The organism is Nocardioides sp. LHG3406-4 (genome assembly GCF_049897745.1).
Taxonomy (GTDB): domain Bacteria; phylum Actinomycetota; class Actinomycetes; order Propionibacteriales; family Nocardioidaceae; genus Nocardioides.
Genome location: NZ_JAFCWV010000004.1, coordinates 465,110 through 486,560 on the forward strand (window position 1 = coordinate 465,110; position 21,451 = coordinate 486,560).

The following is a 21,451-nucleotide window of genomic DNA, read 5'->3' on the forward strand; positions in this document are numbered from 1 at the left end:
CACACCCACCACGAGTCAAGTAACAACCCAAACCAGGAGGAGCCCCAGTGGCTAAGGCGAAGTTCGAGCGGACCAAGCCGCACGTCAACATCGGCACCATCGGTCACATCGACCACGGAAAGACGACGCTGACCGCGGCGATCACCAAGGTGCTGCACGACAAGTACCCGAACCTGAACGAGGCCTCGGCCTTCGACCAGATCGACAAGGCGCCCGAAGAGCGTCAGCGCGGCATCACCATCTCCATCGCGCACGTCGAGTACCAGACCGAGGTGCGTCACTACGCGCACGTCGACTGCCCGGGTCACGCGGACTACATCAAGAACATGATCACCGGTGCTGCCCAGATGGACGGCGCGATCCTCGTGGTTGCCGCCACCGACGGTCCGATGCCGCAGACGCGTGAGCACGTGCTGCTCGCCCGCCAGGTCGGCGTGCCGGCCCTGGTCGTGGCGCTCAACAAGTGCGACATGGTCGACGACGAAGAGCTCATCGAGCTCGTCGAGATGGAGGTGCGCGAGCTCCTCACCGAGTACGAGTTCGACGGCGACGAGATCCCCGTCGTCCGCGTGGCGGCCTTCCCGGCGCTTCAGGGCGACGCCAAGTGGGGCGAGTCGGTGGCCGAGCTCATGCAGGCGGTCGACGACTACATCCCGACCCCCGAGCGGGAGATGGACAAGCCGTTCCTCATGCCCGTCGAGGACGTCTTCACCATCACCGGTCGCGGCACGGTCATCACCGGCCGCATCGAGCGGGGCGTCGTGAAGGTCAACGAGGAGGTCGAGATCATCGGCATCCGCGAGGGCTCGCAGAAGACCACGGTCACCGCCGTCGAGATGTTCCGCAAGCTGCTCGACGAGGGCCAGGCCGGCGAGAACGTCGGGCTGCTGCTCCGCGGCACCAAGCGCGAGGACGTCGAGCGAGGCATGGTCGTGATCAAGCCGGGCACCACCACCCCGCACACCAACTTCGAGGCGAGCGTCTACATCCTCTCGAAGGAGGAGGGTGGCCGTCACACGCCGTTCTTCAACAACTACCGTCCGCAGTTCTACTTCCGGACCACGGACGTGACCGGTGTCGTGACCCTGCCCGAGGGCACCGAGATGGTCATGCCCGGTGACAACACCGAGATGTCGGTCGAGCTGATCCAGCCGATCGCCATGGACGAGGGCCTGCGCTTCGCCATCCGCGAGGGTGGCCGCACCGTCGGCGCCGGCCGGGTCACCAAGATCACCAAGTGACCGACTGAACCACCGCACACCGCCCCCGGACCTCATCGGTCCGGGGGCGTTGTCGTTCCCGGCGGGCGACGCAGCTCGGAGCTGGGCGGACCATCGGTGAATGGGTCCCGGCGGGCCCCGATGGGAGAATCGAGGCATGACGCATGTCCGGCCGGCCCGCCCGCACCAGAAGCTGACCTCGGACGGGCGCCGCATGCGCGAGGTGCTGTCCTACTCGCGGCGCGGCAGCAGGTTCACGCCGAGCCAGCAGGAGGCCTGGGACGCGCACGCGGCGGAGTGGGTGATCCCCGACGAGGCGGTCGACGCGGCGGACTTCTCCCTCGCCGACTGGTTCGGCCGGGAGGCGCCGCTGATCGTGGAGATCGGCCCGGGTGTCGGCGAGGCCACGGGCGTGCTCGCCGCTGCTCGTCCCGACCACGACGTCCTCGCGCTCGAGGTGTGGAAGCCGGGCATCGCCGCGGGTCTCGGTGAGGTGGCCGCGGCGGGCGCGACCAACGTGCGCTTCTGCTCGGTCGACGCCGTGTGGATGCTCGAGCACGTCGTCCCCGAGGCCGGCCTGGCCGAGCTGTGGACCTTCTTCCCCGACCCGTGGCCCAAGACCAAGCACCACAAGCGGCGCCTGGTCGACCCGGCCTTCGCAGCACTCGCCGCGTCACGGCTCTCGCCCGGCGCCACGTGGCGGCTGGCGACCGACTGGGCGGCGTACGCCGACCAGATGCGTGCCGTGCTCGACGACGAGCCGGCGCTCTCCGGTGGGGCGGTGGAGCGATGGGCCGAGCGGCCGGTCACGAAGTTCGAGCGCAAGGGCACCGAGGTCGGCCGCGCCATCACCGACCTCGCCTACCGGCGCCTCTGACTCACGCGACGTCCAGACCGTGCTCGTGGAGCAGCCACTCCACCCGGAGCCGCTCAGCCTCGCGGTCCGTGCCCGGCGGCAGCTGCGAGAGGGTGTCGGGGATCCCGAGCGCGGCGCACGCGTCCCTGAGCGCGTCGTCGTACGCCGCCGTGGTGGCGACGCGCCGCACCCGGGGCTCTCCGGGCCAGGGGTGCAGCACCGCGGCACGCAACCGTCGTAGGTCGGTCGAGATGACGTCGATGGGCGGACCCGGCGTGGGACGAGGCTCAGCCACGATGCCCAGGGCCCGGCCGAGCCGGACGAGGACGCGGAGGATCGACGATGCGTACAGCACCGAGCCCAGCACCGCGGCGAGCATCGCGGTGCCGGCGAGCACCGTGAGGATGCCGGCGAGCACGCCTCCACGGTACGCCGGGTCACCGGTTGAGGCGATCGCCTCGTGGATGTGGGTCAGAAGTCGGCGCGGTCGAAGTCCTCGGCGGAGTAGGCGCGGGGCTCGACCAGCACCATCCAGTTGCCGGAGTTGTCGCGCATCAGCGCCTCGACGCCGTACGGCCGCTCCTCGGGAGGCTGGATGAACTCCACGCCCTTGGAGACCAGGTCGTCGTAGGTCTTGCGGCAGTCGTCGACGTTGAGGCCGATGCCGGGCAGGCCGCCCTCGGCCTGGGCCCGCTGCATGGCACCGATGAGGTCGTCGGAGAGCGGTTTGCTGGGGGTGGTCAGGTGCACCTGGAGCTCGGGCTGGCTGGGGTGTCCGACGGTGCACCACCGGAAGTCCTCGCCGAGGGTGATGTCGTCACGAGCCTCGAAGCCCAGGACGTCGGTGTAGAAGGCGAGGGACTCGTCGATGTCGCGGACCCAGACGCTGACAAGGGAGATGTTGGAGATCATGCGGCAACGCTAGGTCGGGCCGTCGCCGCCCTGCTTCTCCTCGCTTGCGGTCCTGCGCTCCGCCAGCCCCCACATGAAGACGTAGCAGCCCGGGATGCGTGGAGCACCGTCGGCGTACCTGCGCTGGAAGTCGCTCGGGCTCTCCCCGACGACGGCGCGGAACCGGCTGCTGAAGGAGCCGAGACTCGAGAAGCCGACCGCGTGGCAGACCTCCGTGACGGTGAGGTTCGTGGCGCGCAGCAGGTCCTGGGCGCGCTCGACGCGGCGCTCCGAGAGGTACGCCGCGGGGGTGCGGCCGTACGTCGCGGTGAACAGGCGGTGGAAGTGCCACTTGCTGATGGCGGCGACCGCGGCCAGCTGCTCGAGGTCGAGGGGCTCGGCGAAGTTCCGGTCGGCATGGTCGCGGGCCCGGCGCAGGTGCACGAGCACGTCGGGAGCAGGGCGCATCGCGCGGGTCACGGGGGTCGTCGGCTTCGCGTGAGCCGTCGTCGCAGCGACTCCTCGCGGGCAAGGCGGGCGACGTCACGCGCGCGGCGCTCGGCGATCACAGCGGCGAGGTAGGCCTCGGGGCGGGTGCCCGGCGGGGGGACGGGAGCGACGTACCGGCTGGTCTCGCTCGCCAGCTGGGTGCCGAGCCGGGCCCGGGTCGCGGGGTCGATCTCGGGGAGCCGGGCGAGATACTGCCGGATGCCGAGGGCCAGCCTCGGCGGCAGGCCGGCCATGTCGGCGGCGCCTGCCCACCGGGCGAGCTCCCTCGGCATCCCCGGCGGGTTGGGCAGGCTCAGCCGCACCCGGTCGCGGACGACGTAGGTGCCGGCGGCGTAGTCGCCGAGACGCTTGCCGCGCGAGCTCAGCAGGGCCGAGAAGAAGGCAGGGGCGCCGGAGAAGGCGTAGATCTCGACGAGCCCGACCAGGGCGCGCACGAACGCGTGCTGGAAGGAGATCGGGCCGGCGTCGTCGCGGACGGCGCGCAGGCCCATCACCCACTTGCCGAGCGACTTGCCGCGGGTGAGCGTCTCGACGGTCGTCGGCACCACCAGGAACACCACGACCATCGAGCCGATCATCGCCACCTGCAGCAGCGCCTCGTCGGTCTGCAGAGCCGCGAGGGTGAAGGTGAAGATGATGCCGGCGAGCAGGGCGACGGTCACGATCACGTCGATGAGCCCGGACACGATCCGGGTGCCCAGGCTGGCCGGGGGCAGGTCGAGGGCGACGGCCTCGCCGGTGACGAGGTCGTCGACGGTCAGCGCGGCGTAGGCGGAGTGCTCGGGTGCCTGGGTCGTCCGCAGATCGGGGTCGGCCATCGCGAGCCAGCATAGGGTGACGAGCGTGGACCTCGACGCCTACGTGATGGCTCATCACGACGAGTGGCGGCGGCTCGAGGAGCTGACCAAGCGGCGCCGGCTGTCGGGCTTGGAGGGCGACGAGCTCGTCGACCGCTACCAGCGGGTCGCCACCCACCTGTCGGTCGTGCGCACCTCGGCACCGGACGCCCAGCTGGTCGCCTACCTCTCCGCGCTGCTGTCCCGGGCCCGCAACAAGTCGGCGGGCACCCGCGCGACCACCTGGCGCGGGGTGACGACGTTCTTCACGGAGCGGTTCCCTGCCGCGCTCTACCGGCTGCGCTGGTGGTGGATCGGCACGTTCGCGGCCAACGTCGCCGTGATCGCGGTGATGATGTGGTGGCTGCTCGGCCACCCCGACGTCGAGCAGAGCCTGCTCACGCCGGACCAGGTCGACCAGCTCGTCAACGAGGACTTCGAGAGTTACTACAGCCAATACGCCGCGTCGCACTTCGCCGCGCAGGTCTGGGTCAACAACGCCTGGGTCGCCGCGCTGTGCATCGCCTTGGGGGCGCTCGGCGCCCCGGTCGTCTACCTGCTGTTCCAGAACGTCGCCAACCTGGCGATCATCGGCTCGATCATGACCCGGCACGGGCACGCCGGGCACTTCTGGGGGCTGATCCTCCCGCACGGGCTGCTGGAGCTGACCGCGGTCTTCGTGGCGGGAGGCGTCGGGCTGCGACTCTTCTGGTCGTGGGTCGAGCCCGGCCCGCTGTCGAGGTCGCAGTCGCTGGCGCGCGAGGGCCGCACCGCAGGCACCGTCGCCCTGGGGCTGGTGGCCGTGCTGCTGGTGAGCGGGGTCATCGAGGCGTTCGTGACCCCGTCGGGGCTGCCCACCTGGGCACGCATCGCCATCGGCGTCCTCGCCGAGCTGGTGTTCCTCGCCTACGTCTTCGGCCCCGGCCGGGCGGCGTACCACCGCGGCGTGACGGGCGACATCGACGCCGCCCTGCTCGAGGACCGGGTCGCCACCCGAGCCTGAGGCCCTGCTCGTCGAGTTGCGCCTCCGTGCCTGTTGAGTCGCGCCACCGTGGCCGTCGAGTCGCGCCTCCGTGCCGGCGCCAGGTGCGTCCGGCGCAACTCAACGGTGCGGATGGCGCAACTCAACGGAGAAGGGGAGTCAGAGCAGCCCGCGCGCCTTGAGGGCGAGGTAGTGGTCGGCCAGGGCCGGCGGCAGCGCCTCGGCGGGGGCGTCGACCACGTCGACCCCGAGGGTGCGCAGCAGGTCGGCGGTACGCCGCCGCTGGGCGAGCACCTGCTGGGCTGCCGCGGCGTCGTACACCTCGGCGGCGTCGGAGTGGCGCCCCGCCATGGCCGAGAGCGCCGGGTCCTGCACCGACGCGAGCACCACGCGGTGGTGGCGGATGAGCGTCGGCAGCACCGGCAGCAGCCCCTCCTCGATCGCGGTGGGCTCCAGCGGCGTGAGGAGTACGACGAGCGCCCGCTGCCGCCCCATGGTGGTGACCGCGCCGGCGAGCGCGGTCCAGTCGGCCTCCGCGATGACCGGCTCCAGGTCCGCCATCGCCTCCTGGAGGGTCGCCGCGACGTCGCGGGCGCCGGTGGTTCGGAGCCGGCTCCGGACCAGCCGGTCACCGGCCACGAAGTCGACCCGGTCGCCGGCGCGCGCCGCGAGCGCGGCCAGCAGCAGCGCGACGTCCATCGCTGAGTCGATGCGCGGCACGTCCTCCACCCGGCCGGCCGAGGTCCGCGACGTGTCGAGGACCAGCACCACCCGGCGGTCTCGCTCCGGCTGCCAGGTGCGCACGACCACCGAGCGGTTGCGGGCCGAGGCTCGCCAGTCGATCGAGCGCACGTCGTCGCCGCGGACGTACTCGCGCAGCGAATCGAACTCCGTGCCCTGTCCGCGCACCCGCACCGCCGACCGGCCGTCGAGGTCGCGGAGCCGGGCCAGTCGCGACGGCAGGTGCTTGCGCGAGTCGAAGGGCGGCAGCGACCGCACGGTGCCCGGCACGTCGAGGGTCGCCTGACGGGCGGCCAGCCCGAGCGGCCCGACACAGCGCACGGTGACGCCGGACGCCCTCAGGTCGCCACGTCGTACGGGAAGCAGGGGTGTGCTGACCAGCGCGCCGTCGTCCCGTGTGATGCGCACCCGATGCCGATTGGCGCCGGCGCCGGCGCTCGGCTGCCAGGCGTCGCGCACGGTCGCGCGGACGGTGCGACCGCCGGTCGACAGCGCCAGCTCGGAGACCGCCGGCGTGCCCAGCCGGACGGTGCCGGGCGGACGCCGGGTCATCTCCAGGGCCCGCGGTGAGGGCGCCAGCGCCCAGTCGACGAGCACGAGGAGGAGTACGGCGAGCAGCCACAGCCACACCGTGCCCATGCCGGGCCGCAGCACCACCGGGACCAGGCCCAGGAGGAGCAGCAGCGGCACGCGACCGGTGATGGCCATCAGCTCGACCGCATCATCGCGGGACCGGCACCGAGCCCAGGGCCGACGACAGCACGGCGGCCACGTCGACGCCCTCGAGCTCGGCCTCGGGCCGGAGCCCGAGCCGGTGCACGAGAGCGGCATGCGCCAGCGCCTTCACGTCGTCAGGTGTCACGAAGTCGCGGCCGGTCAGCCACGCCCACGCCCGCGCGGCCCGCAGCAGGGCGGTCGCCCCCCGGGGGGAGACACCCAGGGACAGCGACGGCGACTGCCGGGTGGCCCGGGCGATGTCCACGATGTATCCCGTCACCTCCGGCGAGACCTGCACGCCGCGACAGGCGGACTGCCCGACGGCGATGTCCGCCGGCCCGGCGACCGCGGTGATGCCGGCCGCCCTCAGGTCACGCGGGTCGAAGCCGGCCGCGTGCCGCGCCAGGATCTCGAGCTCCTGCTCCCGCTCGGGCACCGGGAGCACGACCTTGAGCAGGAACCGGTCGAGCTGGGCCTCGGGCAAGGGGTAGGTGCCCTCGTACTCCACGGGGTTCTGGGTCGCCGCGACGAGGAACGGCCGGGGCAGCGGCCGTGAGACCCCGTCGACCGAGACCTGGCCCTCCTCCATCGCCTCGAGCAGCGCAGACTGGGTCTTGGGCGGGGTGCGGTTGATCTCGTCGGCCAGCAGCAGGTTGGTGAAGAGCGGTCCCTCCCGGAAGGCCAGCTCGCCGCGCCCGCCCTCGATCACCATCGAGCCGGTGATGTCGCCGGGCATCAGGTCGGGGGTGAACTGCACCCGCCGCGTCTCGACGTCGAGCGAGGCCGCCAGCGCGCGCACCAGAAGGGTCTTCGCGACCCCGGGCACGCCCTCCATCAGCACGTGCCCGCCGGTGAGCAGCGCCACGAGGAGCCCCGAGACCGCAGCGTCCTGGCCCACCACGACCTTGCCGACCTCGGTGCGTACGGCGGCCAGTCGCTCACGCGCCTCGCCGACCGACGCCTCGGTTGGTGTGTCAGTCATGTGCGACGTACCTCTCTGTCGAGTTCGGCCAGCTCGCTGGCCAGGTGGATCAGCTCCGGATCGGTGGCCGGCGGGGGCGCCGCGTCGTCGAGCAGCCGGGCCAGGTCGTCGGGGCGGCGTCCGGTGCGCGCGGCCAGGGCGGGCACCAGCAACGCGAGGTCGCCCGGTGGGAGGCGCAATGCCGTCTCGGCGGTGCTCCGCGCGGCCTGCCGCAGGGCGGTCGCCGCATGCGCCCGGTCGCCGACGCGGTGGTAGAGGCGGCCGCGGCTCTGGGTGGTCTCGACCGCCTTGACGACCACCGGCAGGGGCTCGGTGGCCAGCGGTCCGAGCCGGCGGCCGCGCCAGAGCATCAACGCGATGGTGGACAGCCCCAGCAGCCAGACGGCCGGGATCAGCCAGGAGGGAAGGAGGCTGCGCACGCTCACCCCGTCGTCACCGACCAGGTCGGCGTACGTCGGGACGTACCAGACCAGCCGCGGCCGCTCGCCCAGCAGCCGCACGGCGGCGGCGGCGTTGTCGGCGCGCAGGATCTGGTCGTTGGTGAGGAGGTCGCCGGCCCCGAGCAGCGCCACCTGCTCGGTCGGCCGGGCGAGGAGGCGTCCCTCGGCCGTCGGGAAGCAGCCGTCGCCCTCGAAGGCCAGGCCGCTGTCGATGCTGATCTCGAGGTCGGCGAGTCCCGGCTCCGCGCACCCGGCCTCGACCTCACCGGGCGGCGTCACCCGCACCGGCAGGGCGTCGAGCCCCATCGCCTCCACGGCGCCGATGCCCGGCTCGGAGACCACGAGCTGCCCGGGAGCGGCATGGTCGAGCAGGCGACGGGTGGTGCTGTCGCCGAGCTGCTCGCTGGAGGTGACCAGCACCGTGGTGCCGGCGTCGACGAGCGCCTCGTCGAAGGAGTCGGCGTCCCGGGTCACGCTGACGTCGACACCCTGGTCGGCGAGCACCCGCGCCAGCGCCTGGGCGCCCTCGGTGCCGGGGTTGTCCGGGTCGAGCCGCGCGGCCGTGCGGGCGCCGGGGGTGCCGAGCAGCAGCACGACGGCCAGCGCCGCCAGCAGGCCACCGGCGATGAGCAGCGTCGAACGGTGCCCCTGCCAGCGCTGCGACCGGGCCCCGCTCATCGCACGCCCACCAGGTCGTCGTCCAGTGCCAGGACCGACCCGGCCTGGTCCCGGGTGGCCGGCCGGCCGCCGTACAGCACGCGATCGAAGAGGGTCGCGGCGTCGCCGATCCGCGCGGCCAGGTCGGGTACGGCGAGCCCGAGGTCGCGAGCCACCTCGTGGGCGGTGGCACCGGGTGCGTCGGCCAGCCGCCCGCGCTCGATCTGGCGTACGGCGACGGCCCGGAACCCGTCGACGAGCGCGTCGTCGAGCCGGCCCTCCGCCAGTGCGGCCTCGGCCCGGGCGCGCAGCTCGGCGGCGCCGACGCGCTCCTCGCCGAGCACGGGGCCGGCCGGACCGCCGGCGGCGGATGAGCGGCGGGCGCGGCTGAGCAGCCACACCAGGGCGAGGACCAGGAGCAGCAGCACCAGCATCGCCGCGAACGCGGAGAGCGGAGGCACCCGCGAGGCGGCGTCCAGGCCCTCGTTGAGGGTGCGCTCCAGCCACGAGACCAGGCGGTTGAGCAGGTCCTGCTCGTTGTACTCCGGCTTCAGCAGCTCACGTCGCAGCCATGACCTGGCCTCGTCGGGGGAGGGGTCGAGCGGCGCCGCGGCCACACGGGCGATCACGTGACCCGGATCCCTGCCCGGGTCATCAGCTCGACGTCGTACGCCTCCTTGCGCATCCGCTGGTCGAGGTACTGCAGGGAGGTCATCGTCGCGGTGAAGGGCGACACGAAGGCCGCGGCCACCACCGAGCTGGCGGCCTGGCTCAGGACGAGCAGGAAGATCGCCGACTCCGACGGCGCGCCGGCCGCGAGGGCGCCCTGGCCGAGGAAGGAGATCGGCATCGAGAGCATGCTGCCGGCGACCTGGGCGACGATCACGGTGAGCAGGGCGATGCCGAACGTGCGCCAGAACTGACGCCTCGTCAGCGTGAAGCCGCGACCGATAGCGACGAGGATCCCGACGTCCTCGAGCATCAGCGCCGGCACCGGAAGGTAGTAGACCCGGATCCAGAACCAGCACATGAACGCGAGGAAGAGCGGCACGCTCACCAGCCCGTAGAGCACGATCGGCCACGCCTGGTCGGACAGCAGCACGACCGGCACCCACGTCGCGGCGTACGCACCGACGACCAGCATGAGGAGCAGGGCCAGCAGCAGGGTGAGGCCCACCAGGCGCCAGCGCTTGCCGCGGGTCTCGCCCCAGGCCTCGACCAGGCCGAGCCGCCTGCCGATCGCGGCGGCTGCGCAGACGCGGGCGATCATGCCCGTGACCAGGATCAGGCCGATCGACTGCAGGAAGGTGCCGAGCAGCAGCGAGCCGCCGGCTCCGATGAGCCCCGCCAGCTGGGCGGCCGTCGGCTCGCCGGAGGACGACGCGTCGAAGGAGAGGTCCACGGCGAGGCTGAGGCCGCCGGTGATCAGCACCGGGATGGCCATCGAGACCGCGGCGACCAGGACCGCGGAGCCCACGGTCGCCTTGGGGTTGAAGCGGATGATCTTGAAGGTCGCGTCGTACATGTCGGACAGGCCGAGCGGCCGCAGCGGCAGCGCCCCGGGCTTGTGCGCGGCGCCCATCGGTGCCGGCCCGGGCGGACGCCAACCGGGCGGTGGCTGGTACGGCGCCGGCCACGCGCCCTGCGGCTGTCCCGGCGCGGGATAGCGGGGCTGCGTGGGCTCGGGTGCGCCTGCGCCGGCTCCCGGAGGCGGGAACTCGCCGTGTCCAGACATGCCCACCCCCCGAACCGCGCCGTAGATCGCTGCGAGGACCATCCTCGCAGACACCTCGCCGTCCGCCCGTCATCGCCGAGGGACTTGCCGGCGTTCGGGTTAGCCTGCCTCCCATGAGCCGGCTCGGGGTCCTCGTCACGCTGCTCGTGCTGCCCCTGGCCGCCTGCGCCGGCGAGCCCCCCGAGGAGCCCGCCGTCTTCGTCGACACGACCGCCGACCCCGGGGACCCCCCGCCCACCGAGGCCTCCATCCGCGAGCGCTGCGCCTCGCAGCTGCCACCGGACGCGCCGATCCGCGACGTCCGCGTGCTGGGCGAGGGTGAGGGCGAGTCCGGGACCAGGGTCCCGGCGGTGGTGATCGGTCCCGAGCGGCCCTCCGAGACAGTGATGGTGCTGCTCCACCAGGTCGGCACCGGGCTGTGCGGCTGGGGCCGCTTCGCCACCCGGGCCGCCGAACGGGGGGTCACCTCGGTGCTCGTCGACCTCTGCGGGTACGGCGACGCCACGTGCCCCGAAGGGTCGGCGGGGGAGGTGTCGGCACGGCTGGGCCTCGACCTGGCCACCACCGAGCTGGGGGCCGAGCGGACCGCTCTCGTGGGCGCGTCGATGGGCGGCAGCGAGACGGTGCTGGCCGTGGCCGGCGGCACCGAGGTCGACGTCTGGGTCGACGTCTCCGGCCCGTCCAGCTGGGCCGGCGTCGACCTGCTGTCGGTGGCCCACAGGGTGGAGCGGCCGGGCCTGGTCGTCTACGCACGCTCCGACGGCGAGACCGAGTACGCCGCGGGGCGGGCCCTGGCCCGGCGTACCGGCGCCGAGTTCCTCGACGGCGGCCGGGGCCACGGCTACGAGCTGCTGACCGACTTCGAGGGCGCCCTGATCGACGGCGGGGAGCGGGTGCTGGCCTTCGCCCAGGGCGGCTGACCGCCTCCGTGCCGAACCGATTTGGCGTACTGCCAGGACCTCTGCCAAGATATCCAGGTTGCTCCGGCGGGTCGCCGGGGTGTGCCACACCAACTTGACCACTGAATCGCGTCTCCGGATCGATCAGTAGCTGGCGTGCGGCCGCATCACTGTCATCCATGACTGTGCACGTGAAGTGCACGTCGACAGGGAGACCCGATCAGCCCGACGAACCGTCGGGCGCCACACAACAAGAGTTCGATTCCCGGTCCTGTGCCGTGCCACTGAGCGCGACACGCCCGACCTCGGGGGTCGGCGGGGTGGCGGAGAGACAGGCGGGACGGCCTCACCCGGGGACGTGTCGAGAACAGACCAGTACGCGGTACCACCGGCCGGTCCGGAGGTACGAGATCGATAAGGACGAGAGAGACCTATGGCGGGACAGAAGATCCGCATCAGGCTCAAGGCCTATGACCACGAGGTGATCGACACCTCGGCGCGCAAGATCGTGGACACCGTCACCCGTACGGGTGCCAAGGTCGCCGGCCCTGTGCCGCTGCCGACCGAGAAGAACGTGTACTGCGTCATCCGCTCGCCCCACAAGTACAAGGACTCCCGCGAGCACTTCGAGATGCGCACCCACAAGCGCCTCATCGACATCATCGACCCCACGCCCAAGACGGTCGACTCGCTGATGCGCCTCGACCTGCCTGCCGGTGTCGACATCGAGATCAAGCTCTGAGGTCCTGACATGACTGCCACTTTCGAACGCAACGTCAAGGGACTGCTGGGCACCAAGCTCGGCATGACCCAGCTCTGGGACGAGAACAACAAGATCGTCCCCGTCACCGTGATCGCGGCGACCACCAACGTGGTCACCCAGGTCCGCCAGCCCGAGACCGACGGCTACAACGCCATCCAGGTCGGGTTCGGCGAGATCGAGGGCCGCAAGGTCACCAAGCCGTCCGCCGGTCACTTCGCCAAGGCCGGGGTCACCCCGCGCCGCCACCTGGTGGAGATCCGCACCGCCGATGCCGCGTCGTACTCCATCGGGCAGGAGCTCAGCCCCGAGCTGTTCGCCGCCGGTGACGAGATCGACATCACCGGCACCAGCAAGGGCAAGGGCTTCGCCGGCGTCATGAAGCGTCACGGCTTCCACGGCGTCGGGGCCTCGCACGGTGCCCACCGCAACCACCGCAAGCCCGGCTCGATCGGCGCCTGCGCCACTCCGGGTCGCGTCTTCAAGGGCACTCGCATGGCCGGCCGGATGGGTAACGACACCGTCACCACCCAGAACGTCACCGTGCACGCCGTCGACGCCGCCAAGGGCCTGATCCTGCTCAAGGGCGCCGTTCCCGGCCCCAAGGGCGGGGTCGTGATCCTGCGCTCCGCCGCCAAGAAGACTGCTTCGAACGATGGGGAGGCCTGAGCTCCATGGCAACCAAGACCGTCAAGGTTGACCTGCCCGCCGAGATCTTCGACGTCGAGGTCAACATCCCGCTGATCCACCAGGTCGTCGTGGCCCAGCAGGCTGCCGCCCGCCAGGGCACGGCCAGCACCAAGCGTCGCGGCGAGGTTCGCGGCGGTGGCCGCAAGCCCTACAAGCAGAAGGGCACCGGCCGCGCCCGTCAGGGCTCGACCCGCGCCCCGCAGTTCGCCGGCGGTGGCGTGGTGCACGGCCCCAAGCCGCGTGACTACAGCGAGCGCACTCCCAAGAAGATGAAGGCCGCCGCCCTGCGCGGGGCCCTGTCCGACCGGGCCCGCGAAGGCCGCATCCACGTGGTCGACTCGCTGGTCGCCGACAAGATCTCGACGAAGGCTGCTCTCGCCTCGCTGGCCGGCCTGTCCGACCGCGTGCGCTTCCTCGTCGTGCTCGAGCGCACCGACACCGTCACCTGGCTCTCCCTGCGCAACGCGCAGGAGGTGCACATCGTGGCCGTCGACCAGCTCAACACCTACGACGTCCTCGCGAGCGACGACGTGGTCTTCACCCAGGGCGCCTACGACGCGTTCATCTCGAAGGCCCCGACCTCGTCCGAGCGCCCGGTCGCCACCAAGGCCCCGGCCGCGGAGGCGCCTGCCGCCAAGGCCGAGCCCGTCGCGGTCGCTGCGGTCGAGACCGACACCGACGCCCCTGCCGCGGACGCCAAGCCCGAGCTGCCCAAGGGCGCGAAGGCTCCTCTCAAGAGCGGCAACGCTCCCAAGGGCTACGAGATCAAGGGCAACGCCGACTCCGGTCTCTACCACGAGCCCGAGAGCCAGTGGTACGACGCGACCGAGGCCGAGTTCTGGTTCAAGTCTGCCGAGGACGCCGAGGCTGCGGGCTTCACCAAGGCCGGTAGCAAGAAGGAGGGCGACAAGTGAGCACCCTGCACAAGGACCACCGCGACATCCTGATCGCGCCGGTCGTGTCCGAGAAGAGCTACGGCCTCCTCGACGCCAACAAGTACACGTTCATCGTGCGCCCCGACGCCAACAAGACCGAGATCAAGATCGCGGTCGAGAAGGTCTTCAACGTCAAGGTGACGTCGGTCAACACGATCAACCGTGTCGGCAAGACGCGTCGTACCCGCACCGGCCTCGGCAAGCGCAAGGACACCAAGCGCGCCATCGTCAGCCTCGCTGAGGGCCACCGCATCGACATCTTCGGAGGTCCGGTCTCCTGACCGGGCTTCTGACTAGGAACTGATATGGCTATCCGCAAGTACAAGCCGACCACGCCGGGCCGTCGTGGCTCCTCCGTGGCCGACTTCGTCGAGATCACCCGGACCACGCCGGAGAAGTCGCTGACGCGTCCGCTGCCCAAGAAGGGCGGCCGCAACAACCAGGGCCGGATCACCACCCGGCACCAGGGTGGCGGTCACAAGCGCGCCTACCGCGTCATCGACTTCCGTCGCTACGACAAGGACGGCGTGCCGGCCAAGGTCGCTCACATCGAGTACGACCCCAACCGCACCGCACGCATCGCGCTGCTGCACTACGCAGACGGCGAGAAGCGCTACATCATCGCGCCGAAGGACCTGACCCAGGGCACGCCCGTGGAGTCCGGCCCGAACGCCGACATCAAGCCCGGCAACAACCTGCCGCTGCGCAACATCCCGGTCGGTACCACCATCCACTGCGTGGAGCTGCGTCCGGGTGGCGGCGCCAAGATCGCCCGCTCCGCGGGCATCTCGGCCCAGCTGGTCGCCAAGGAAGGCTCGCGCGCCACCCTGCGCATGCCCTCCGGCGAGATGCGCTTCGTCGACGTGCGCTGCCGCGCCAGTGTCGGCGAGGTCGGCAACGCCGAGCAGTCGAACATCAACTGGGGCAAGGCCGGCCGGATGCGTTGGAAGGGCAAGCGCCCGACCGTCCGCGGTGTCGTCATGAACCCGGTCGACCACCCGCACGGTGGTGGTGAGGGCAAGACCTCCGGTGGACGTCACCCGGTCTCGCCGTGGGGCAAGCCCGAGGGCCGCACGCGCAAGCGCAAGGCCTCCGACTCCCAGATCATCCGTCGTCGCAAGTCCGGCAAGGGTAGGAAGTAACCGACATGCCTCGCAGCCTGAAGAAGGGCCCCTTCATCGACGACCACCTTCAGAAGAAGGTGGACGCCGAGAACGAGAAGGGCAGCCACAACGTCATCAAGACCTGGTCCCGCCGGTCGATGATCGTGCCCGACATGATCGGCCACACCATCGCCGTGCACGACGGTCGCAAGCATGTTCCCGTCTTCGTGACCGACTCGATGGTCGGCCACAAGCTCGGCGAGTTTGCCCCCACCCGCACCTACCGCGGGCACGTGAAGGAAGACCGGAAGGGACGTCGTCGATGAGTGTCACCGAGCGCCGGCGCACGAGCGCCCGCCGCGAGTCCCTGCTGGGCGACCAGCCGGGTGCCTTCGCGAGCGCGCGTTACGTGCGCATCACCCCGATGAAGGCCCGCCGTGTCGTCGACATGGTCCGCGGCCTGCCTGTCGACGAGGCCCTGGCGCTGCTGCAGTTCGCGCCCCAGGTCGCCTCCGAGACGGTCTACAAGGTGCTGGAGAGCGCGATCGCCAACGCGGAGGGCACCGAGAGCCTGTCCGCCGCCGAGCTGGTCGTCTCCGTCGCACAGGTCGACGAGGGTCCCACGATGAAGCGGTGGCGTCCGCGCGCACAGGGCCGCGCCACCCGCATCAACAAGCGCACCAGTCACATCACCCTGGTCGTTCAGCCGGCTGGTGTCGTGGCCGCGCAGAAGACCGACAAGAAGGGACGGAAGGCCTGATGGGCCAGAAGATCAACCCGAATGGCTTCCGCCTGGGCATCTCCACCGACCACAAGAGCCGCTGGTACGCCGACAAGCTCTACAAGGCGTACGTCGGCGAGGACGTCGCGATCCGCAAGCTGCTCTCCAAGGGCATGGAGCGGGCCGGCATCTCCAAGGTCGAGATCGAGCGCACCCGTGACCGCGTCCGTGTGGACATCCACACCGCGCGCCCGGGCATCGTGATCGGTCGGCGTGGCGCCGAGGCAGACCGCATCCGCGGCGAGCTCGAGAAGCTCACCGGCAAGCAGGTCCAGCTGAACATCCTCGAGGTCAAGAACCCCGAGGTCGACGCACAGCTGGTCGCCCAGGGCGTCGCCGAGCAGCTCTCCGGTCGTGTGCAGTTCCGTCGTGCCATGCGCAAGGCAATGCAGACCTCGATGCGCTCGGGTGCCAAGGGCATCCGGATCCAGTGCTCGGGTCGACTCAACGGCGCCGAGATGTCCCGCACGGAGTTCTACCGTGAGGGCCGCGTGCCGCTGCACACCCTGCGTGCCGACATCGACTACGGCTTCTACGAGGCCCGTACGACCTTCGGCCGCATCGGCGTGAAGGTCTGGATCTACAAGGGCGAGGTGGCCGCCACCCGCGCCGAGCGCCAGGCCCAGCAGGCTGCCCGCGCCGGTGCTCCGGGCCGCGGCGGCGCCGGTGGCGCCGGCGGCGGTCGTCCCAGCCGTGGCGGCGAGCGCCCGAGCCGCGGCTCGCGCGGAGACCGTGCCCCCGGCACCACCAGTGCCCCCCGCACCGACGCACCGGCCGAGGCGGCTGCTCCGGCAGCGACCGAGGCTCCGGTTGCCGAGGCTGCGGCCACGTCGAGCAATGGGGAGGCCTGACCATGTTGATGCCCCGTCGTGTCAAGCACCGCAAGCAGCACCACCCCAACCGGAGCGGTGCCGCCAAGGGCGGTACCAAGCTCGCCTTCGGCGACTTCGGTATCCAGGCGGTCGAGGGTTCCTACGTCACGAACCGGCAGATCGAGTCGGCTCGTATCGCGATGACCCGCCACATCAAGCGCGGCGGAAAGGTCTGGATCAACATCTACCCGGACCGTCCGCTGACCAAGAAGCCCGCTGAGACCCGCATGGGTTCCGGCAAGGGCTCGCCCGAGTGGTGGGTGGCGAACGTCAAGCCCGGCCGCGTCATGTTCGAACTTTCCGGTGTGGACGAGGAGACCGCTCGCGAGGCCATGCGCCGCGCGATGCACAAGCTCCCTGTGAAGTGCCGGTTCATCTCCCGCGAGGCTGGTGAATTCTGATGAGCAACAAGTTGAGCGCATTCGAGCTCGATGAGATGAACGCCACCGACCTCGAGGCCAAGCTGCGCGAGGCCAAGGAGGAGCTGTTCAACCTGCGGTTCCAGGCGGCCACCGGCCAGCTGGAGAGCCACGGCCGCCTCCGCACGGTCAAGAAGGACATCGCCCGGATCTACACCGTGGTGCGCGAGCGCGAGCTCGGCATCCGGTCCACGCCGGGTGCGAGCACTAAGGAAGAGGCGTCCGCATGAGCGATGTCAACGAGACGGTCGAGCGCAACTCGCGCAAGGTCCGCGAAGGCCTCGTCGTGAGCGACAAGATGGACAAGACGATCGTCGTGACCGTCGAGGACCGCGTGAAGCACGCGCTCTACGGCAAGGTCCTGCGCCGTACGTCCAAGCTGAAGGCCCACGACGAGCAGAACCAGTGCGGCATCGGGGACCGGGTCCTGATCATGGAGACCCGTCCGCTGTCGGCCACCAAGCGCTGGCGCGTCGTCGAGGTCCTCGAGAAGGCCAAGTGACCCAGGGGACCTGATCCCCCGGCCATCCGGCCACACGATTTCAACAACAAGTTCGGCAAGGCTCGACCGCCCGGGAGGGCGGCGAGAACCAGCTCGACAACCAGGAGAAACCAATGATCCAGCAGGAGTCGCGACTCAAGGTCGCCGACAACACCGGTGCGAAGGAGATCCTCTGCATCCGTGTTCTCGGCGGCTCTGGTCGTCGCTACGCCGGCATCGGCGACACCATCGTCGCCACCGTGAAGGACGCGATCCCCGGTGGCAACGTGAAGAAGGGTGACGTCGTCAAGGCTGTCGTCGTACGCACGGTGAAGGAGCGTCGGCGTCCCGACGGGTCCTACATCCGCTTCGACGAGAACGCCGCCGTCATCCTCAAGACCGACGGCGAGCCGCGCGGAACCCGCATCTTCGGCCCCGTGGGTCGCGAGCTGCGCGAGAAGAAGTTCATGAAGATCATCTCTTTGGCCCCGGAGGTGCTGTGATGAGTAGCCACCAGAGCAAGCCGAAGAAGAACCCTTCCGTGAGCATCAAGAAGGGCGACACCGTCAAGGTCATCGCCGGCAAGGACAAGGGCGCCGAGGGCAAGGTCATCCAGGTGCTCCGCGAGGAGCAGCGGGTGGTCGTCGAGGGTGTCAACCGCATGAAGCGGCACACCAAGGTCCAGAACCAGGGCGGTCGCGCCGGCACCACCGGCGGCATCATCACCGCCGAGGCCCCCATCCACGTCTCGAACGTGATGCTGGTCGAGGGTGACGGCGTCACCCGCGTCGGCTTCCGCCGCGACGAGGTCACCAAGCGTCGCCCCGACGGGTCCGAGTACACCGCGAACCGCAGTGTCCGGATCTCGCGCAAGTCCGGGAAGGACATCTGAGATGGCTAGCACCGACTCCGGGACCACCACCGCTCCCCGCCTCAAGACCCGCTACCGCGCGGAGATCATCCCCGCGCTGCAGTCCGAGTTCGAGATCAAGAACGTCATGCAGGTCCCCGGCCTGACCAAGATCGTGGTCAACATGGGTGTCGGCGAGGCGGCTCGCGACTCGAAGCTGATCGAGGGCGCCATCAAGGACCTCACCGCGATCACGGGCCAGAAGCCGTTCGTCACGAAGGCCCGCAAGTCCATCGCGCAGTTCAAGCTGCGTGAGGGCATGCCGATCGGCGCGCACGTCACGCTGCGCGGCGACCGCATGTGGGAGTTCCTCGACCGCCTGCTCTCGCTCGCGCTGCCGCGTATCCGCGACTTCCGCGGGCTCTCGCCCAAGCAGTTCGACGGTCGCGGCAACTACACGTTCGGTCTGACCGAGCAGGTCATGTTCCACGAGATCGACCAGGACAGGATCGACCGGTCGCGTGGCATGGACATCACCATCGTGACCACCGCCACCAACGACGACGAGGGTCGGGCGCTGCTCAAGCAGCTCGGCTTCCCGTTCAAGGAGAACTGACATGGCGAAGACTGCACTCAAGGTCAAGGCCGCCCGCAAGCCGAAGTTCGCAGTGCGCGGCTACACCCGCTGCCAGCGCTGCGGTCGCCCCAAGGCCGTCTACCGCAAGTTCGGCCTGTGCCGGATCTGCCTGCGAGAGATGGCCCACCGCGGCGAGCTGCCCGGCGTCACCAAGTCCTCCTGGTGAGCACTCACCACCACAACCGCTGAAGGTCCCGCCCGCGGGCGGGAAACCACAGAAGAGAGAAACGACCACACCATGACGATGACTGACCCGATCGCAGACATGCTCACGCGGCTGCGCAACGCCAACCAGGCGTACCACGACGCGGTGTCGATGCCGTACAGCAAGCTCAAGGCGGGCGTCGCGGAGATCCTCCAGCAGGAGGGCTACATCACCTCCTACGACGTCGCGGAGCCGGGCGAGGGCGAGGTGGGCAAGACGCTCAACATCACCCTCAAGTACGGCCGCAACCGCGAGCGCTCCATCGCCGGCGTACGCCGCATCAGCAAGCCCGGTCTCCGGGTCTACGCCAAGAGCACCGGGCTTCCCAAGGTGCTCGGCGGGCTGGGCGTCGCGATCATCTCCACGAGCCAGGGCCTGCTCACCGACCGCCAGGCCAACAAGAAGGGCGTGGGTGGGGAAGTCCTCGCCTACGTCTGGTAACCCGAGACCAGAGAAGGAGAGAAGAACATGTCGCGAATCGGCAAGCTCCCGATCACGGTCCCGGCCGCGGTGGACGTGCAGATCGATGCCGCCTCCCCGGTGACCACTGTGACCGTCAAGGGGCCCAAGGGCACCCTGATGCACTCCATCGCCGCCCCCATCACCGTGGACAAGGGTGACGACGGCGTCCTCGAGGTCAAGCGCCCCGACGACGACCGCATCAGCCGCTCGCTCCACGGCCTGACGCGCACCCTCATCAACAACATGGTGGTGGGTGTGACCGACGGCTACGAGAAGAAGCTCGAGATCGTCGGTGTGGGTTACCGGGTCCTGGCCAAGGGCCCGACGCAGCTGGAGTTCCAGCTCGGCTACTCGCACTCGATCACGTTCGACGCACCCGAAGGCATCACCTTCACCGTCGACGGCCCGACCAAGCTCGGCGTCGTCGGCATCGACAAGCAGCTCGTCGGTGAGGTGGCCGCCAAGATCCGCAAGCTGCGCAAGCCCGAGCCCTACAAGGGCAAGGGCGTCCGTTACGCCGGCGAGCAGATCCGCCGCAAGGTCGGAAAGGCCGGTAAGTAACCATGGCTATCTCACTGTCCAACAACAAGCACACCGCGGCGCGCACCAAGTCGCGCCTGCGTCGCCAGATGCGTGGGCGCAAGAAGATCTCCGGCACGACCGAGCGTCCGCGCCTGGTCGTCACCCGGTCGGCCCGGCACATCTCGGTCCAGGTCGTCGACGACCTCGTCGGCCAGACGCTCGCGTACGCCTCGACCATGGAGGCCGACCTGCGCTCCAGCGAGGGTGACAAGACCGCGAAGGCCAAGAGGGTCGGCGAGCTGCTCGCCGAGCGGGCCAAGGCTGCTGGCGTCGAGGACGTGGTCTTCGACCGCGCCGGCAACAAGTACCACGGCCGCATCGCGGCCCTCGCTGACGCCGCCCGTGCGGGCGGACTGGCGTTCTGATCGCACGACAACGCGGTAAGAGAGAGAACCTAGATATGGAGCACATCTCATGAGCGGAGCCCAGCGCGGACAGCGCAGCGGCGGCTCGGGCGACCGACGCCAGCGCGACGACCGTCGCGGTGGCGGCGCCGAAAAGTCTGCCTACATCGAGCGCGTCGTTGCGATCAATCGTGTCGCCAAGGTCGTCAAGGGTGGCCGTCGCTTCAGCTTCACCGCCCTGGTGATCGTCGGCGACGGCGAAGGCATGGTCGGCGTCGGCTACGGCAAGGCGAAGGAAGTCCCCGCGGCGATCGCCAAGGGTGTCGAGGAGGCCAAGAAGCACTTCTTCAGGGTCCCCCGCATCCAGGGCACGATCCCGCACCCGGTCCAGGGTGAGAAGGCCGCCGGCGTGGTGCTGCTGCGCCCGGCCGCTCCCGGTACCGGTGTGATCGCGGGCGGCCCGGTTCGCGCCGTGCTCGAGTGCGCCGGCATCCACGACGTGCTGAGCAAGTCGCTCGGCTCGTCCAACCAGATCAACATCGTCCACGCAACCGTCGCGGCGCTGAAGATGCTGGAAGAGCCCGAGGCTGTTGCCGCGCGCCGTGGGCTGTCCGTCGAGGACGTCACCCCCGCAGCGATCCTGCGGGCGCGCGCCGAGCAGGCGGCGGAGGTGTCGGCCTGATGGCACAGCTCAAGGTCCAGCAGAAGAAGTCCACGATCGGCTGCAAGGCCAACCAGCGCGAGACCCTGCGTACGCTCGGTCTCAAGCGGATTGGCGACGTGGTCGTCAAGGAGGACCGTCCGGAGATCCGGGGCATGGTCCACACCGTCCGTCACCTGGTGTCGGTCGAGGAAGTGAGCTGA

33 protein-coding genes are annotated in these 21,451 nt (G+C 70.3%); 24 read left to right on the top strand and 9 right to left on the bottom strand.

The features are described 5' to 3' along the window. Positions 1 to 47: 47 nt before the first annotated feature. Together tuf and trmB are read left to right on the top strand one after the other, a co-directional pair. Complete coding sequence (tuf, locus tag ACP7BP_RS16490) at positions 48 to 1,241, top strand: elongation factor Tu (RefSeq protein WP_426246131.1); 1,194 nt, start codon at positions 48 to 50, stop codon at positions 1,239 to 1,241. Positions 1,242 to 1,377: 136 nt separating this feature from the next. Further along, positions 1,378 to 2,097 (top strand): tRNA (guanine(46)-N(7))-methyltransferase TrmB, encoded by a 720-nt coding sequence (trmB, locus tag ACP7BP_RS16495; RefSeq protein ID WP_426246133.1) that lies wholly within the window; start codon positions 1,378 to 1,380, stop codon positions 2,095 to 2,097. Position 2,098: 1 nt separating this feature from the next. Here the strand turns inward: trmB and ACP7BP_RS16500 are convergent, their stop codons facing one another. The 4 genes from ACP7BP_RS16500 to ACP7BP_RS16515 are packed head-to-tail and all read right to left on the bottom strand — an operon-like array spanning position 2,099 to position 4,295. Continuing rightward, on the bottom strand, positions 2,099 to 2,494 hold the full coding sequence (locus ACP7BP_RS16500; protein ID WP_426246134.1) for a hypothetical protein: 396 nt from the start codon (positions 2,492 to 2,494) through the stop codon (positions 2,099 to 2,101). 53 nt (positions 2,495 to 2,547) lie between these two features. Next, a complete protein-coding gene (locus ACP7BP_RS16505) occupies positions 2,548 to 2,988 on the bottom strand; it encodes a VOC family protein (RefSeq protein WP_426246136.1) in 441 nt (146 codons plus the stop codon). A 9-nt stretch (positions 2,989 to 2,997) separates the two neighbouring features. Beyond that, on the bottom strand, positions 2,998 to 3,447 hold the full coding sequence (locus tag ACP7BP_RS16510) for a helix-turn-helix domain-containing protein (RefSeq protein WP_426246137.1): 450 nt from the start codon (positions 3,445 to 3,447) through the stop codon (positions 2,998 to 3,000). After that, positions 3,444 to 4,295 (bottom strand): RDD family protein, encoded by an 852-nt coding sequence (locus ACP7BP_RS16515; RefSeq protein ID WP_426246138.1) that lies wholly within the window; start codon positions 4,293 to 4,295, stop codon positions 3,444 to 3,446. The genes ACP7BP_RS16510 and ACP7BP_RS16515 overlap by 4 nt, the downstream gene beginning before the upstream one ends. A gap of 25 nt (positions 4,296 to 4,320) precedes the next feature. Here ACP7BP_RS16515 and ACP7BP_RS16520 point away from each other — a divergent pair, with 25 nt between their 5' ends. Further along, complete coding sequence (locus tag ACP7BP_RS16520; protein ID WP_426246139.1) at positions 4,321 to 5,316, top strand: stage II sporulation protein M; 996 nt, start codon at positions 4,321 to 4,323, stop codon at positions 5,314 to 5,316. Between the two features lie 138 nt (positions 5,317 to 5,454). Here ACP7BP_RS16520 and ACP7BP_RS16525 read toward each other — a convergent pair whose 3' ends face one another. Genes ACP7BP_RS16525 through ACP7BP_RS16545 form a run of 5 tightly spaced genes read right to left on the bottom strand, consistent with a single transcriptional unit; the run spans position 5,455 to position 10,567 of the window. Next, positions 5,455 to 6,744 (bottom strand): DUF58 domain-containing protein, encoded by a 1,290-nt coding sequence (locus tag ACP7BP_RS16525; protein ID WP_426246141.1) that lies wholly within the window; start codon positions 6,742 to 6,744, stop codon positions 5,455 to 5,457. A gap of 13 nt (positions 6,745 to 6,757) precedes the next feature. After that, the gene (locus ACP7BP_RS16530; RefSeq protein ID WP_426246142.1) at positions 6,758 to 7,735 is read right to left on the bottom strand and encodes an AAA family ATPase; all 978 of its coding nucleotides are present in this window, start codon (positions 7,733 to 7,735) and stop codon (positions 6,758 to 6,760) included. Further along, on the bottom strand, positions 7,732 to 8,853 hold the full coding sequence (locus ACP7BP_RS16535) for a DUF4350 domain-containing protein (RefSeq protein ID WP_426246143.1): 1,122 nt from the start codon (positions 8,851 to 8,853) through the stop codon (positions 7,732 to 7,734). Before ACP7BP_RS16535 ends, ACP7BP_RS16530 begins: the two co-directional genes overlap by 4 nt. Further along, positions 8,850 to 9,461, bottom strand: a complete 612-nt coding sequence (locus tag ACP7BP_RS16540; RefSeq protein ID WP_426246144.1) for a DUF4129 domain-containing protein — start codon at positions 9,459 to 9,461, stop codon at positions 8,850 to 8,852. The genes ACP7BP_RS16535 and ACP7BP_RS16540 overlap by 4 nt, the downstream gene beginning before the upstream one ends. Next, a complete protein-coding gene (locus ACP7BP_RS16545; protein ID WP_426246146.1) occupies positions 9,458 to 10,567 on the bottom strand; it encodes a hypothetical protein in 1,110 nt (369 codons plus the stop codon). Before ACP7BP_RS16545 ends, ACP7BP_RS16540 begins: the two co-directional genes overlap by 4 nt. A gap of 113 nt (positions 10,568 to 10,680) precedes the next feature. On the opposite strand from ACP7BP_RS16545, the gene ACP7BP_RS16550 reads away from it, so the two are divergent. From ACP7BP_RS16550 to rpmD, 21 genes are all read left to right on the top strand, one after another. Then, complete coding sequence (locus tag ACP7BP_RS16550) at positions 10,681 to 11,487, top strand: alpha/beta fold hydrolase (RefSeq protein ID WP_426246148.1); 807 nt, start codon at positions 10,681 to 10,683, stop codon at positions 11,485 to 11,487. 412 nt (positions 11,488 to 11,899) lie between these two features. Beyond that, complete coding sequence (rpsJ, locus tag ACP7BP_RS16555) at positions 11,900 to 12,208, top strand: 30S ribosomal protein S10 (RefSeq protein ID WP_008360994.1); 309 nt, start codon at positions 11,900 to 11,902, stop codon at positions 12,206 to 12,208. Between the two features lie 9 nt (positions 12,209 to 12,217). Further along, entirely contained in the window at positions 12,218 to 12,895 is a 678-nt protein-coding gene (gene rplC / locus ACP7BP_RS16560; protein WP_426246152.1) for a 50S ribosomal protein L3, read from the top strand. A gap of 5 nt (positions 12,896 to 12,900) precedes the next feature. Further along, the gene (rplD, locus tag ACP7BP_RS16565; protein WP_426246154.1) at positions 12,901 to 13,830 is read left to right on the top strand and encodes a 50S ribosomal protein L4; all 930 of its coding nucleotides are present in this window, start codon (positions 12,901 to 12,903) and stop codon (positions 13,828 to 13,830) included. After that, the gene (gene rplW / locus ACP7BP_RS16570) at positions 13,827 to 14,132 is read left to right on the top strand and encodes a 50S ribosomal protein L23 (protein WP_426246156.1); all 306 of its coding nucleotides are present in this window, start codon (positions 13,827 to 13,829) and stop codon (positions 14,130 to 14,132) included. Before rplD ends, rplW begins: the two co-directional genes overlap by 4 nt. 24 nt (positions 14,133 to 14,156) lie before the next feature. After that, a complete protein-coding gene (gene rplB / locus ACP7BP_RS16575; RefSeq protein WP_426246158.1) occupies positions 14,157 to 14,993 on the top strand; it encodes a 50S ribosomal protein L2 in 837 nt (278 codons plus the stop codon). Between the two features lie 5 nt (positions 14,994 to 14,998). Further along, positions 14,999 to 15,280 carry a 30S ribosomal protein S19 gene (rpsS, locus tag ACP7BP_RS16580; RefSeq protein WP_056599671.1) on the top strand — a complete coding sequence of 94 codons (282 nt, stop codon included), beginning with the start codon at positions 14,999 to 15,001 and terminating at the stop codon, positions 15,278 to 15,280. Beyond that, complete coding sequence (gene rplV / locus ACP7BP_RS16585) at positions 15,277 to 15,714, top strand: 50S ribosomal protein L22 (protein ID WP_426246160.1); 438 nt, start codon at positions 15,277 to 15,279, stop codon at positions 15,712 to 15,714. Before rpsS ends, rplV begins: the two co-directional genes overlap by 4 nt. After that, a complete protein-coding gene (rpsC, locus tag ACP7BP_RS16590; protein WP_426246161.1) occupies positions 15,714 to 16,586 on the top strand; it encodes a 30S ribosomal protein S3 in 873 nt (290 codons plus the stop codon). Before rplV ends, rpsC begins: the two co-directional genes overlap by 1 nt. A 2-nt stretch (positions 16,587 to 16,588) precedes the next feature. Continuing rightward, positions 16,589 to 17,008 (top strand): 50S ribosomal protein L16, encoded by a 420-nt coding sequence (gene rplP, locus ACP7BP_RS16595; protein WP_426246163.1) that lies wholly within the window; start codon positions 16,589 to 16,591, stop codon positions 17,006 to 17,008. Beyond that, the gene (gene rpmC, locus ACP7BP_RS16600; RefSeq protein WP_426246164.1) at positions 17,008 to 17,256 is read left to right on the top strand and encodes a 50S ribosomal protein L29; all 249 of its coding nucleotides are present in this window, start codon (positions 17,008 to 17,010) and stop codon (positions 17,254 to 17,256) included. The genes rplP and rpmC overlap by 1 nt, the downstream gene beginning before the upstream one ends. Then, positions 17,253 to 17,528 carry a 30S ribosomal protein S17 gene (rpsQ, locus tag ACP7BP_RS16605; protein WP_426246166.1) on the top strand — a complete coding sequence of 92 codons (276 nt, stop codon included), beginning with the start codon at positions 17,253 to 17,255 and terminating at the stop codon, positions 17,526 to 17,528. Before rpmC ends, rpsQ begins: the two co-directional genes overlap by 4 nt. 113 nt (positions 17,529 to 17,641) lie before the next feature. Then, entirely contained in the window at positions 17,642 to 18,010 is a 369-nt protein-coding gene (gene rplN / locus ACP7BP_RS16610) for a 50S ribosomal protein L14 (protein ID WP_426246167.1), read from the top strand. Further along, complete coding sequence (gene rplX, locus ACP7BP_RS16615; RefSeq protein ID WP_426246169.1) at positions 18,010 to 18,399, top strand: 50S ribosomal protein L24; 390 nt, start codon at positions 18,010 to 18,012, stop codon at positions 18,397 to 18,399. Before rplN ends, rplX begins: the two co-directional genes overlap by 1 nt. A gap of 1 nt (position 18,400) precedes the next feature. Further along, the gene (gene rplE / locus ACP7BP_RS16620) at positions 18,401 to 18,973 is read left to right on the top strand and encodes a 50S ribosomal protein L5 (protein WP_426246170.1); all 573 of its coding nucleotides are present in this window, start codon (positions 18,401 to 18,403) and stop codon (positions 18,971 to 18,973) included. 1 nt (position 18,974) lies between these two features. Next, on the top strand, positions 18,975 to 19,160 hold the full coding sequence (locus ACP7BP_RS16625) for a type Z 30S ribosomal protein S14 (RefSeq protein WP_011757321.1): 186 nt from the start codon (positions 18,975 to 18,977) through the stop codon (positions 19,158 to 19,160). Positions 19,161 to 19,232: 72 nt separating this feature from the next. Beyond that, on the top strand, positions 19,233 to 19,640 hold the full coding sequence (gene rpsH, locus ACP7BP_RS16630) for a 30S ribosomal protein S8 (protein ID WP_426246172.1): 408 nt from the start codon (positions 19,233 to 19,235) through the stop codon (positions 19,638 to 19,640). A gap of 27 nt (positions 19,641 to 19,667) precedes the next feature. Continuing rightward, positions 19,668 to 20,222 carry a 50S ribosomal protein L6 gene (gene rplF, locus ACP7BP_RS16635; RefSeq protein WP_426246174.1) on the top strand — a complete coding sequence of 185 codons (555 nt, stop codon included), beginning with the start codon at positions 19,668 to 19,670 and terminating at the stop codon, positions 20,220 to 20,222. Positions 20,223 to 20,224: 2 nt separating this feature from the next. Next, positions 20,225 to 20,608 (top strand): 50S ribosomal protein L18, encoded by a 384-nt coding sequence (gene rplR / locus ACP7BP_RS16640; protein WP_426246176.1) that lies wholly within the window; start codon positions 20,225 to 20,227, stop codon positions 20,606 to 20,608. Between the two features lie 49 nt (positions 20,609 to 20,657). Then, complete coding sequence (gene rpsE, locus ACP7BP_RS16645; RefSeq protein ID WP_426246178.1) at positions 20,658 to 21,269, top strand: 30S ribosomal protein S5; 612 nt, start codon at positions 20,658 to 20,660, stop codon at positions 21,267 to 21,269. Next, positions 21,269 to 21,451 carry a 50S ribosomal protein L30 gene (gene rpmD / locus ACP7BP_RS16650; RefSeq protein ID WP_248583183.1) on the top strand — a complete coding sequence of 61 codons (183 nt, stop codon included), beginning with the start codon at positions 21,269 to 21,271 and terminating at the stop codon, positions 21,449 to 21,451. The genes rpsE and rpmD overlap by 1 nt, the downstream gene beginning before the upstream one ends.

Coding starts and splice junctions, on each gene's coding strand:
- ACP7BP_RS16525 (WP_426246141.1), bottom strand. CDS start 6,744: ATGGCCATCACCGGTCGCGTGCCGCTGCTGCTCCTCCTGGGCCTGGTC.
- rplE (WP_426246170.1), top strand. CDS start 18,401: ATGGCTAGCACCGACTCCGGGACCACCACCGCTCCCCGCCTCAAGACC.
- ACP7BP_RS16545 (WP_426246146.1), bottom strand. CDS start 10,567: ATGTCTGGACACGGCGAGTTCCCGCCTCCGGGAGCCGGCGCAGGCGCA.
- ACP7BP_RS16515 (WP_426246138.1), bottom strand. CDS start 4,295: ATGGCCGACCCCGATCTGCGGACGACCCAGGCACCCGAGCACTCCGCC.
- rpmD (WP_248583183.1), top strand. CDS start 21,269: ATGGCACAGCTCAAGGTCCAGCAGAAGAAGTCCACGATCGGCTGCAAG.
- rplF (WP_426246174.1), top strand. CDS start 19,668: ATGTCGCGAATCGGCAAGCTCCCGATCACGGTCCCGGCCGCGGTGGAC.
- rpsE (WP_426246178.1), top strand. CDS start 20,658: ATGAGCGGAGCCCAGCGCGGACAGCGCAGCGGCGGCTCGGGCGACCGA.
- ACP7BP_RS16505 (WP_426246136.1), bottom strand. CDS start 2,988: ATGATCTCCAACATCTCCCTTGTCAGCGTCTGGGTCCGCGACATCGAC.
- rpsQ (WP_426246166.1), top strand. CDS start 17,253: ATGAGCGATGTCAACGAGACGGTCGAGCGCAACTCGCGCAAGGTCCGC.
- rpsS (WP_056599671.1), top strand. CDS start 14,999: ATGCCTCGCAGCCTGAAGAAGGGCCCCTTCATCGACGACCACCTTCAG.
- rplV (WP_426246160.1), top strand. CDS start 15,277: ATGAGTGTCACCGAGCGCCGGCGCACGAGCGCCCGCCGCGAGTCCCTG.
- rpsJ (WP_008360994.1), top strand. CDS start 11,900: ATGGCGGGACAGAAGATCCGCATCAGGCTCAAGGCCTATGACCACGAG.
- rplX (WP_426246169.1), top strand. CDS start 18,010: ATGAGTAGCCACCAGAGCAAGCCGAAGAAGAACCCTTCCGTGAGCATC.
- rpsH (WP_426246172.1), top strand. CDS start 19,233: ATGACGATGACTGACCCGATCGCAGACATGCTCACGCGGCTGCGCAAC.
- trmB (WP_426246133.1), top strand. CDS start 1,378: ATGACGCATGTCCGGCCGGCCCGCCCGCACCAGAAGCTGACCTCGGAC.
- rplB (WP_426246158.1), top strand. CDS start 14,157: ATGGCTATCCGCAAGTACAAGCCGACCACGCCGGGCCGTCGTGGCTCC.
- rplN (WP_426246167.1), top strand. CDS start 17,642: ATGATCCAGCAGGAGTCGCGACTCAAGGTCGCCGACAACACCGGTGCG.
- rpmC (WP_426246164.1), top strand. CDS start 17,008: ATGAGCAACAAGTTGAGCGCATTCGAGCTCGATGAGATGAACGCCACC.
- rplP (WP_426246163.1), top strand. CDS start 16,589: ATGTTGATGCCCCGTCGTGTCAAGCACCGCAAGCAGCACCACCCCAAC.
- ACP7BP_RS16535 (WP_426246143.1), bottom strand. CDS start 8,853: ATGAGCGGGGCCCGGTCGCAGCGCTGGCAGGGGCACCGTTCGACGCTG.
- ACP7BP_RS16625 (WP_011757321.1), top strand. CDS start 18,975: ATGGCGAAGACTGCACTCAAGGTCAAGGCCGCCCGCAAGCCGAAGTTC.
- ACP7BP_RS16550 (WP_426246148.1), top strand. CDS start 10,681: ATGAGCCGGCTCGGGGTCCTCGTCACGCTGCTCGTGCTGCCCCTGGCC.
- rplC (WP_426246152.1), top strand. CDS start 12,218: ATGACTGCCACTTTCGAACGCAACGTCAAGGGACTGCTGGGCACCAAG.
- rplD (WP_426246154.1), top strand. CDS start 12,901: ATGGCAACCAAGACCGTCAAGGTTGACCTGCCCGCCGAGATCTTCGAC.
- rplR (WP_426246176.1), top strand. CDS start 20,225: ATGGCTATCTCACTGTCCAACAACAAGCACACCGCGGCGCGCACCAAG.
- ACP7BP_RS16530 (WP_426246142.1), bottom strand. CDS start 7,735: ATGACTGACACACCAACCGAGGCGTCGGTCGGCGAGGCGCGTGAGCGA.
- rpsC (WP_426246161.1), top strand. CDS start 15,714: ATGGGCCAGAAGATCAACCCGAATGGCTTCCGCCTGGGCATCTCCACC.